Genomic DNA, 8,827 nt, shown 5'->3' on the forward strand with positions numbered 1-8,827 from the left:
ATTTTAGTTTGTTATATGAAATTATCCTTAATTAAAACCTTTATATGATAAGGGTTTAATTGGAATTATAGGCTTTTTTGTCCACTGCAAATTCCCGTTAAATCAACATTCTGCATTCGCAAATTAGATAAAATTTTACAAATTTAATTATTGACGAATATTGGAATCACTGATATGATAAAAGAAACATTAAGAATTTTGTCGAATGTTGGCGAATTAATAGATAGAGAGAGAACTAATAATATATTAGGAGGAGAATATTGAATGAAATCTACAGGTATTGTAAGAAAAGTTGATGAATTAGGTCGTGTCGTTATACCTATCGAGCTACGCCGTACGTTAGGTATTGCTGAGAAAGATGCACTAGAAATTTATGTTGATGATGATCGTATCATCTTGAAAAAATACAAACCAAGCATGACTTGCCAAATCACTGGTGAAGTTTCTGATGATAATATCACACTTGCAGACGGAAAACTTATTTTAAGCCGTGAAGGTGCAGAACAATTAATTAAAGAAATCCAAGACAGCTTCAATAAATAATAGACGACTTGTTATAATGAAAAAAGGACAGGATTCACAAGATGAATCCTGTCCTTTTTTAAAGGCTTGTATTCTAAAAGCATGTTACTTTTAACAGCAGTTGAAAACATAGAATGGGCTGGAGCAGAAAGGAACGGTCTATTTCCCACAAACAGATAACAGGCTTCTTAAAAGATAAAAGAGTGTAAAAATTTCGTATTAGTATCTAATCTACTAACTCAAGGTCCCAAGGGTCAATAGTATTTATTCTTAATCCACGTGATAAGCCTGATATACTTCGCGCTTGGCTACTCCTCTTTCTTTTGCGACTTTTTTAATTGCCTCTTTAGAGGGGAGTTCATCTTCCTCTATATAATGTTCGACATGCTCTCGTAATGAAAGTTCTTGCCACCAGTACAATTCTTCCTCACTAACCGTTTCTTTAGCTCCTTCAATTAGAAGGCAGAATTCACCTCGAACTTCCCCGTCATTGGACCATTCCATTACTTCTTCTAGCGTTCCCCTTACAAACTCTTCAAATTTTTTCGTAAGCTCACGACAAATAACTATTTGTCTGTTGCCTAGCGCTGTATGTAATTCCTTTAATGTTTCTTTTAGTCTGTGTGGCGATTCGTAAAGAATAAATGTATCTGTCAATTTTCCAAGTAACTTTAATTCTGCTCTTTTCTCTTTCTTGTTTCTATTTAAAAAACCATAAAAATAAAATGGCTGAGGTGCTAATCCTGACGCTATTAGAGCGGTAAGAGCTGCATTTGCTCCAGGTAATGGAATAACGGGAATCTCCTTTTCAATTGCACTTACAACAAGTTCATACCCAGGATCTGATATCGATGGCATCCCGGCATCACTTACTAATGCAATTACTTCTCCACTCGCCATCTTTTCTAATAATTTGGCACCGCTCTCCTCTTTATTATGTTCATGATAACTAATGATAGGCGTATCTATTTCAAAGTAATTACAAAGCTTCTTCGTATTTCTCGTATCTTCTGCTGCTATGAAATTTGCTTCCTTCATCATTCGAATAGCTCGAAACGTCATATCTTCTAAATTACCAATTGGTGTCGGTACTAAATAGAGACTGCCTTTGTTGCTTTCTTGATAACTCTTTTGTTGATTCACTAGATTGTCACCCTCTTTCTTCATGTAAATATTTTTCTTTTTGCGCTCTTGTCAATTGTTTAAATTGGTACTCTGCCTGCATCGCTTCCCTTTGTGAAGGATATTCCTTGCAATGTAACAAATGGACAGGGCCTCTGGAGCGAGTATATTTTGCCCCTTTTCCCTTATTATGCTGTATTAATCGTCTTTTAATATCTGTTGTGTAGCCGCCATAATACGACCCATCCCTGCATTCGAGTACATAAAAGAAATGGTTATTGCTCTTTTCCATAAAGTATTTCATGCACTTCCTTCGTATATTCATTTTTCTCATTATATACATATAATGGAGAAAGAACCTTCAAGTCTGGCTTACCATCCTTAATTCCCTCCACTAGTATAGTATGCGCTTCTTTTCCCTCTTTTGGGTAAACAAAACGAAGCCTTTTTGGTTCTAATCGATATTTTCTCATTAAAGATAGTAGATCCATTAAACGACCAGGACGATGGACAAAACTTGCTTTTCCCCCTTGCTTCAACACAAAGCTTGCTGCTTTTACAACATCCTCTAGTGTACAAAGAAGTTCATGACGGGCAATAGCATAATGTTCATTCATATTCTTTTTGTTTCCTGGAGTAGTTGTGAAATAAGGTGGGTTGCATGTTACAACATCATACTTGCTATGGTCCAATAAACCCTTTATTTCCTTAACATCACCCAAAACCATTTTAATCTTATGATTCAGTTGATTATAATGAATACTTCTTTCCGCCATATCCACTAATCTTTCCTGAATCTCTACCCCTGTAATCTCAGCTTTTGTTCTGACACTTAGCAATAACGGAATAATTCCGTTCCCTGAGCAAAGATCAACTATTTTTCCTCTTTGAAATGGGACATAGCTGAAATTTGCCAAAAGAACAGCGTCAAGTGAAAAAGAAAAAACAGACGGACTTTGTATTATTCTTAAATCTTCCGCTAGTAAGTAGTCCAATCTCTCATCTGCTTTTAACATGATGTTCCCTCGCTTTTTCCAAAATAAAAGGACCTTCCCCTAAAAGATATGCTCTTACCTTGATAGGGGAGGTCCTATTTTATCCCGCATTAACGGGCAGTAAATCCCCACCTCAAGGCTTAGAGAAACCGCCAAAGCTAGGTGGGGGATAACTGCCCATAAATGCCCGATTGGTGAGATAAAGTAAAACTTACCGATGCGTCAGCAGAGGTTTAGTTAAACCAATCGGGTTCGTACTGTCAGTTAAGCTTCCATTGAAAAGTGGAGCCTTAGCGACAGTAAAACAGGACTAACAATCAGTTAAAGAAGAAAGACTCCCAACTGATTGAAGTTTCACTTTATGCCGAATGTATGAAAAGCATGTTTTCTTACTTTTTATTAAGAAAAGATAAGCAGAATAGACAATCTTCGTCTTTTCGGGGACTTCCAAAATGAACATTACATATATGGAACCCTTCTTGATATAAACGGGCAAGATTGTCATAACCTTCTCCAATATCCATTACTTTTTCATGATTGTGCTCTATATTTTCAGCAATAGTATCATTGCCAGCAAGGGAATTTTTCGGTGAGTTCTCCGTCTGCTCCAGTCTTCTTCGTAAGTGTTCATTTTCAAGCTGCATAGACGTATTTTCTTCCAGCATCCCTGCAAGAACTTGCTTTAGCTCACCTAATTGTTTATATAGATCTCCCATTTGTTTTTCCATATTACTGACTGAATCAAAGAACTCTTTTTTATCCACGAAATTACACCTCATTCTGTGGCTTAAAATGATACGGGATTATCGTTCATTATTTCATCTAATGTAAATTCTAATACTCGATCTTCTTCTTTAATCTTCACTTGAAGAACGCGTTCAAGAATATTCAGACCTACCACTTTTCCTTTTCCATGAGGCGTCTTGATGACCTCTCCTATGTCTGGAAGTTCCTCTTTTGCTGTCTCATACTCATCGTTCTCGTACTTCAAGCAGCACATAAGACGACCGCATAAACCAGAAATCTTTGTAGGATTTAAGGAGAGATTTTGGTCTTTCGCCATTTTAATAGAAACAGGTTCAAAATCTCCTAGGAAGGTAGAACAACAAAGCATACGGCCACACGGACCGATACCGCCAAGCATTTTCGCTTCATCACGAACACCTATCTGACGAAGCTCTATGCGTGTACGGAATATGGATGCCAAATCTTTTACGAGCTCGCGGAAATCCACTCTCCCATCGGCTGTAAAATAAAAAATGACTTTATTACGATCAAATGTATATTCGACATCGACTAGCTTCATATCTAGTTGATGTTGTGAAATTTTATCTGTACAGACATTGTATGCTTCTACTGCAGATATTTTATTTTCTTCGACAATCATCTTGTCCTTTTGATCTGCAATTCTAATTACCTTTTTAAGAGGCAATACAACATCATTTTCTTCAACTTGCTTTCTAGCTACGACGACTTTACCGTACTCCACTCCTCGGACAGTCTCGACGATCACATAACTATCCTTCTGAACGTCTAGCTCTCCGGGATCAAAGTAGTATATTTTGCCCGCTTTTTTAAAGCGTACTCCAACAACATCGTACAAAGGAAATCACCCCTGCAATCTTAGCACAAGCTGTTCCAATAACAGCTGAGAATTCATATTGGCGTTCAATTTACGTTTTGCTTCAAGTATTGACGTCATATTATTGGAAAGACGACTCGTGGAAACTTGAAGTGCGTTTGACTTCCATAGTCCTTGTTGATCTGGAAAAATTAAATGTTCTTCTTTACCTAACTGGATTTGAAGTAAGTCTTTATATATTAGAAGTAAAAGATCTAATGCCCGTTCAATTTGATCTTTCTCCTTAAAATGCTGCATAAAATCCTCCTGAATTTTAACCATTGCTTGAAAAGGACTCTTTTGGAGGACTTCATACAATTTTAACACTATTAATCTGGCTTGTGCAAACCACTCATTACGACATATTTCTACAGCTTCCTCGTAATTATTGGTTAAATTGGAAGCCAACACTGCTAGGTTAGGATGGATTCCTTCATTTAGCAACTGTTTTTCTAACTGTTCTTTAGGAAGAGGCTTAAAGGAAATCATCTGACACCTTGAAATAATAGTAGGCAAAATCCGATGAACTTGTTCTGTTATCAATATCGCCATTGTTTCAGAGGAAGGTTCTTCTAGAAATTTTAATAAGCTATTAGCTGCATTGGGCGTCATCTTATCCGCATGCACTACAATGTAGATTTTCTTGTTCGATTCGACACCTGTTTTAGTAAACTCTGCTTGCAAGTTTTTAATTTGCTCTTTTTTTATTGATAATCCATCTGGTTCAATAAGATGTAAATCAGGATGATTTCCATTATTTATTCTTTTACAGTTCGAACAGCTTTCACATGCTACTCCATTTTCCGGTCGTTCACATAGTATTGACTTAGCAAATAAGAGACTTACATCTCTTTTCCTTGTACCTTTTTCCCCTTCAAAAAGATACGCATGAGCCACACGTTTTTTTTTCATACTGTTTTGAATCATTTGCAACACAACTAGTTGCGATTGCTGAAGTTCTTCCCAATTTAACATAAAATTACCACTCTCTTACCTATACAGGTTGATAAGCAAACCTTTGATTTCTCTAATTGTCTTTAACATATTACTAAATGCTCTTATTCGTTCAACATATCCTCTATTAGTTCAATCTACTAAGAATCGACTGATTCCATACATCCATCAAAATTGATGAAACTGTTCGACTGGCATAACAAACACTGTAGCACCACCGACTTCCACTTCCACAGGGTACGGAACATATGAGTCAGCGTTTCCTCCCATTGGGGAAACAGGTGCGACCATTTGTTCTCTTGAGGAACAGTTATCTTTAATAACTTGAAGAGCCTTATCTACTCGAATATCATCTGTGCCTATAATAAAAGTAGTATTACCCGATTTCAAAAAGCCACCTGTACTTGCCAATTTTGTTGAACGGAAATTATGATCCATTAAAGCATTTGAAAGTCTGTTGCTATCCTTATCTTGCACCACAGCCATTATAAGCTTCATCCATACTTCCTCCGTTTCGTTTCTTTTTTTCATTATAGCAAGAAAAACGATGTTCATACATGGGAATTGTTTATCTAGACAAGACAATAGTGAATTTAACTTATTGATTTTACTAAAAAATATGATTTAACAAGGTTAAAACGGAATTGCGAGTATCTTAGTAAACAATCGTTTCCTTTGCGGAATTATAAGCTCTTAGATATATTACCCTTGTAAAAATTTTACAACGATATCATAACTGTCTTTCAATACATGATCGATTGGTTGACTCGCGTCTATTGTCTTCATTCTATCCGGAAATTTTTTCAATAAAATATGATAGCCTTCTCTTACCTTTTCATGAAATTCAATTTTCTCCAAATCGAGGCGGTTTACTTCTCTTCCACTATGTTTTTTAATTCGCTGTAATCCAATCTCCGGGGAAATATCAAAGTATAATGTTAAATCCGGCATTGTGTCTTTAATAGCAAATTGGTTAATTTCGAGTACCTCGTCCATACCAATGCCTCTAGCATGCCCTTGATAAGCAAGTGAGCTGTCAATAAACCTGTCACAAATGACAATAGCTCCTTCTTTTACTGCAGGAATTACTTTTTCCACTAAATGTTGTCTTCTAGCCGCAGCATACAAAAGTGCTTCCGTCCGTTCATCCATTTCGATATTCTCTTTATTTAAAATAACCTCTCTTATTTGCTCTGCAATCGAAATACCACCGGGCTCCCTTGTTTGGACAACATGATGGCCATCTTCTACGAGCTTTTGACCCAATTGGGAAAGAACTGTAGACTTACCAGCTCCTTCAGGTCCCTCCACTGTAATAAATAATCCTTTTTTCATCCTTCTACCTCCAACATATCGTAAACGGCAATTTGCCCATCGTCTAATCTATGATTCCCTTGTATTTTCGCTCCATTTTCCCAATAGCTTTTCATTATTTTTACCTTATCCTCTGTCACTCTTTCTCCCGGAATAAGAGTTGGAATGCCAGGTGGATAAGGAATAACCATTTGAGAAGAGATATAACCAATAGAATCCTCTAGCCTTATCCACTTCTCCTTTTTCACTTCCATCTCTTCAAGTGATAAAGCTAAAGAAGAAATTTTATTTATTCTAGGTAGCGGTTCGAACAATTTTATTTCCCTTTTATCTATATTGGCATTTTTAATAGCACAACTGATTTTTTCTAACGCTTCTTTAAAAGGAAAATCAACCTTTGTTTTTACTAATGGCAAGATAAATAATACTTGATACGGGTCTGCCAACTCCGTATATACCCCTTCCATTTCCAATGCACGTTGAAAGTCATATCCAGATACGCCTTCCCACCTAACAAGAACCTTTAGCGGGTCATCCGTACGAACAACCTTTAACATTGTATCGATACTTTCTAACGAATGAATAAATTTATCAACTAGTACTTGATTCAGTCTAATTTCTTCCCTTGAAAGACAAGCAATATAGTAACGAGCATAGTCTAAAGAAGCCATAATTGGATAGGATGGACTGCTGGACTGCAGCATACTCACATAACTTTTTACTATATCCTTATTCACTCGATCATTATTAATATGTAAAAACGACCCCATTGTCATAGCAGGCAACATTTTATGAGCAGAATGAACAACAAGATCAGCCCCCATTTGCAATGTAGAAAGCGGCAAACCCTTCCAAGCCCCGAAGTGTGGTCCATGTGCTTCATCAATAATAACAAGTATCCCGCACTTGTGGAGCTCTTTTATAATAGCTTGAATCGGATAAGTTAATCCATAGTAGGTTGGGTAGGTAAGGACACAAGCCTTAGCTTGTGGGAACTGTTCCAAGGCACTCTTCACTGTGTCTAGCGATACCCCTAATGCCGTTTGTGATTTTGCATCCCACTCTGTTTCTAAAAATACTGGCACTGCCTTAGCGAGCCTTATTCCATGCAACACCGACTTATGACAATTCCTTTGAACAAAAACAATCTCTCCTTGTTTGCAAGAAGACATGATAGAAGCAAGATTCCCTACCGTGCTCCCATTTACTAAAAAATAACTCTTTTTCGTTTTATAATAATCACTTAATAGCTGCTCTGCCTCCGCAATTGCCTCGGCCGGTTCATGTAAATCATCAAGTCCTGATAGCTCTGTCAAGTCACACCTCAAAAACTCCTGCTGACGGTCCCCTTTTATTAATAAACCATTTTTATGACCTGGTACATGAAAGGAAATAGGATTACCTTTCATATGCCCCTCCATCGCTTCTACAAGCGGCATTCGACTTTGATCACTAATCATTGTTACTTCCTTCCTAAAAACAATATTCTACTTTATCGTAACAAAAAGAAAAGGTAGCTGAAATAGCTCTAGTAAGCAATTCTAAAAAAATGAAAAAATCACACTAGAATCTAAAACTAGTATCAAAAAGACCTAGAAGAATTAAAAATAACTTTGTATGTAAAGATGGGTGAATAATTACCTTATAATCACGCCTTTTATCAAGCAAAAAAAATAAGCCAAGCCTTTTTGACTTGGTCAAGAGTATATTTCTGGAGTATTTACCTTTTTAAGTTTTTGAACATAATATTTATAGTAAGGGCTACTTGTTTCCGTATGAATCATTTCCTTTTCACATTCTGTGCAGATAAATGATGTGTATAGATGGATCCCCAAAGATTTTACTTCATTGCAAACAATGCACTTCTCCCCAAGATTATTCTTTATATTTACCACGTGTCTCTCCACCTCCATACAACCTATTCTGCTCAAAACCTATGAATTGTATACATAATTCGAAATTTACAACAACTAAAAAGTATACTGTCATTTATCTTATGTGCCTAGAATCCTGTCTGTGTATGTCTTTATATAAAATTGTATTGTTTGGTTAAAATTGAGGTTTGAATCCCTCCATTGTAGCCAACTGAACAACCCTTTGTATTTACTAGGCAGGTAATTATGATTAGTAGGCACACACCATAACTCCCCCCTCTTATCTAAAGTTTATACCCCACTATCTATTCATACAACAAAAAGCAGCCCATAAAAATGAGCTGCTTTCTTAAAATTGCCTGGCAACGTCCTACTCTCGCAGGGGGAGATCCCCCAACTACCATTGGCGCTGAAGAGCTTAACTT

General features: G+C 36.6%; 11 protein-coding genes. 1 reads left to right on the forward strand and 10 read right to left on the reverse strand.

The window, feature by feature from the left end; all coding sequences use genetic code 11:
• The first annotated feature begins 264 nt into the window (after positions 1–264).
• Complete coding sequence (locus ACFSUL_RS11455) at positions 265–543, forward strand: AbrB/MazE/SpoVT family DNA-binding domain-containing protein (protein ID WP_071413695.1); 279 nt, start codon at positions 265–267, stop codon at positions 541–543.
• A gap of 249 nt (positions 544–792) precedes the next feature.
• Here ACFSUL_RS11455 and rsmI read toward each other — a convergent pair whose 3' ends face one another.
• The 10 genes from rsmI to ACFSUL_RS11505 all read right to left on the reverse strand — a co-directional run bounded on the left by rsmI (position 793) and on the right by ACFSUL_RS11505 (position 8,441).
• Entirely contained in the window at positions 793–1,665 is an 873-nt protein-coding gene (gene rsmI, locus ACFSUL_RS11460) for a 16S rRNA (cytidine(1402)-2'-O)-methyltransferase (protein WP_377935509.1), read from the reverse strand.
• 7 nt (positions 1,666–1,672) lie between these two features.
• Positions 1,673–1,948, reverse strand: a complete 276-nt coding sequence (locus tag ACFSUL_RS11465; protein ID WP_377935511.1) for a GIY-YIG nuclease family protein — start codon at positions 1,946–1,948, stop codon at positions 1,673–1,675.
• Positions 1,920–2,660 (reverse strand): tRNA1(Val) (adenine(37)-N6)-methyltransferase, encoded by a 741-nt coding sequence (locus ACFSUL_RS11470; protein ID WP_377935513.1) that lies wholly within the window; start codon positions 2,658–2,660, stop codon positions 1,920–1,922. Before ACFSUL_RS11470 ends, ACFSUL_RS11465 begins: the two co-directional genes overlap by 29 nt.
• Positions 2,661–3,028: 368 nt before the next feature.
• Complete coding sequence (gene yabA / locus ACFSUL_RS11475; protein WP_071413691.1) at positions 3,029–3,403, reverse strand: DNA replication initiation control protein YabA; 375 nt, start codon at positions 3,401–3,403, stop codon at positions 3,029–3,031.
• A 23-nt stretch (positions 3,404–3,426) separates the two neighbouring features.
• Positions 3,427–4,242, reverse strand: a complete 816-nt coding sequence (locus tag ACFSUL_RS11480) for a PSP1 domain-containing protein (RefSeq protein ID WP_071413690.1) — start codon at positions 4,240–4,242, stop codon at positions 3,427–3,429.
• A 6-nt stretch (positions 4,243–4,248) separates the two neighbouring features.
• Entirely contained in the window at positions 4,249–5,235 is a 987-nt protein-coding gene (holB, locus tag ACFSUL_RS11485; protein WP_377935516.1) for a DNA polymerase III subunit delta', read from the reverse strand.
• Between the two features lie 147 nt (positions 5,236–5,382).
• Positions 5,383–5,712 carry a cyclic-di-AMP receptor gene (locus ACFSUL_RS11490; protein ID WP_071413688.1) on the reverse strand — a complete coding sequence of 110 codons (330 nt, stop codon included), beginning with the start codon at positions 5,710–5,712 and terminating at the stop codon, positions 5,383–5,385.
• Between the two features lie 204 nt (positions 5,713–5,916).
• The gene (tmk, locus tag ACFSUL_RS11495; RefSeq protein ID WP_377935519.1) at positions 5,917–6,549 is read right to left on the reverse strand and encodes a dTMP kinase; all 633 of its coding nucleotides are present in this window, start codon (positions 6,547–6,549) and stop codon (positions 5,917–5,919) included.
• Complete coding sequence (locus ACFSUL_RS11500) at positions 6,546–7,988, reverse strand: aminotransferase class I/II-fold pyridoxal phosphate-dependent enzyme (RefSeq protein ID WP_377935521.1); 1,443 nt, start codon at positions 7,986–7,988, stop codon at positions 6,546–6,548. The genes tmk and ACFSUL_RS11500 overlap by 4 nt, the downstream gene beginning before the upstream one ends.
• 237 nt (positions 7,989–8,225) lie before the next feature.
• Complete coding sequence (locus tag ACFSUL_RS11505; RefSeq protein WP_377935523.1) at positions 8,226–8,441, reverse strand: sigma factor G inhibitor Gin; 216 nt, start codon at positions 8,439–8,441, stop codon at positions 8,226–8,228.
• Positions 8,442–8,827 lie beyond the last annotated feature (386 nt).

The sequence above is a fragment of the Bacillus seohaeanensis genome, from assembly GCF_042684945.1.
Lineage (GTDB): Bacteria > Bacillota > Bacilli > Bacillales > Bacillaceae_B > Rossellomorea > Rossellomorea seohaeanensis.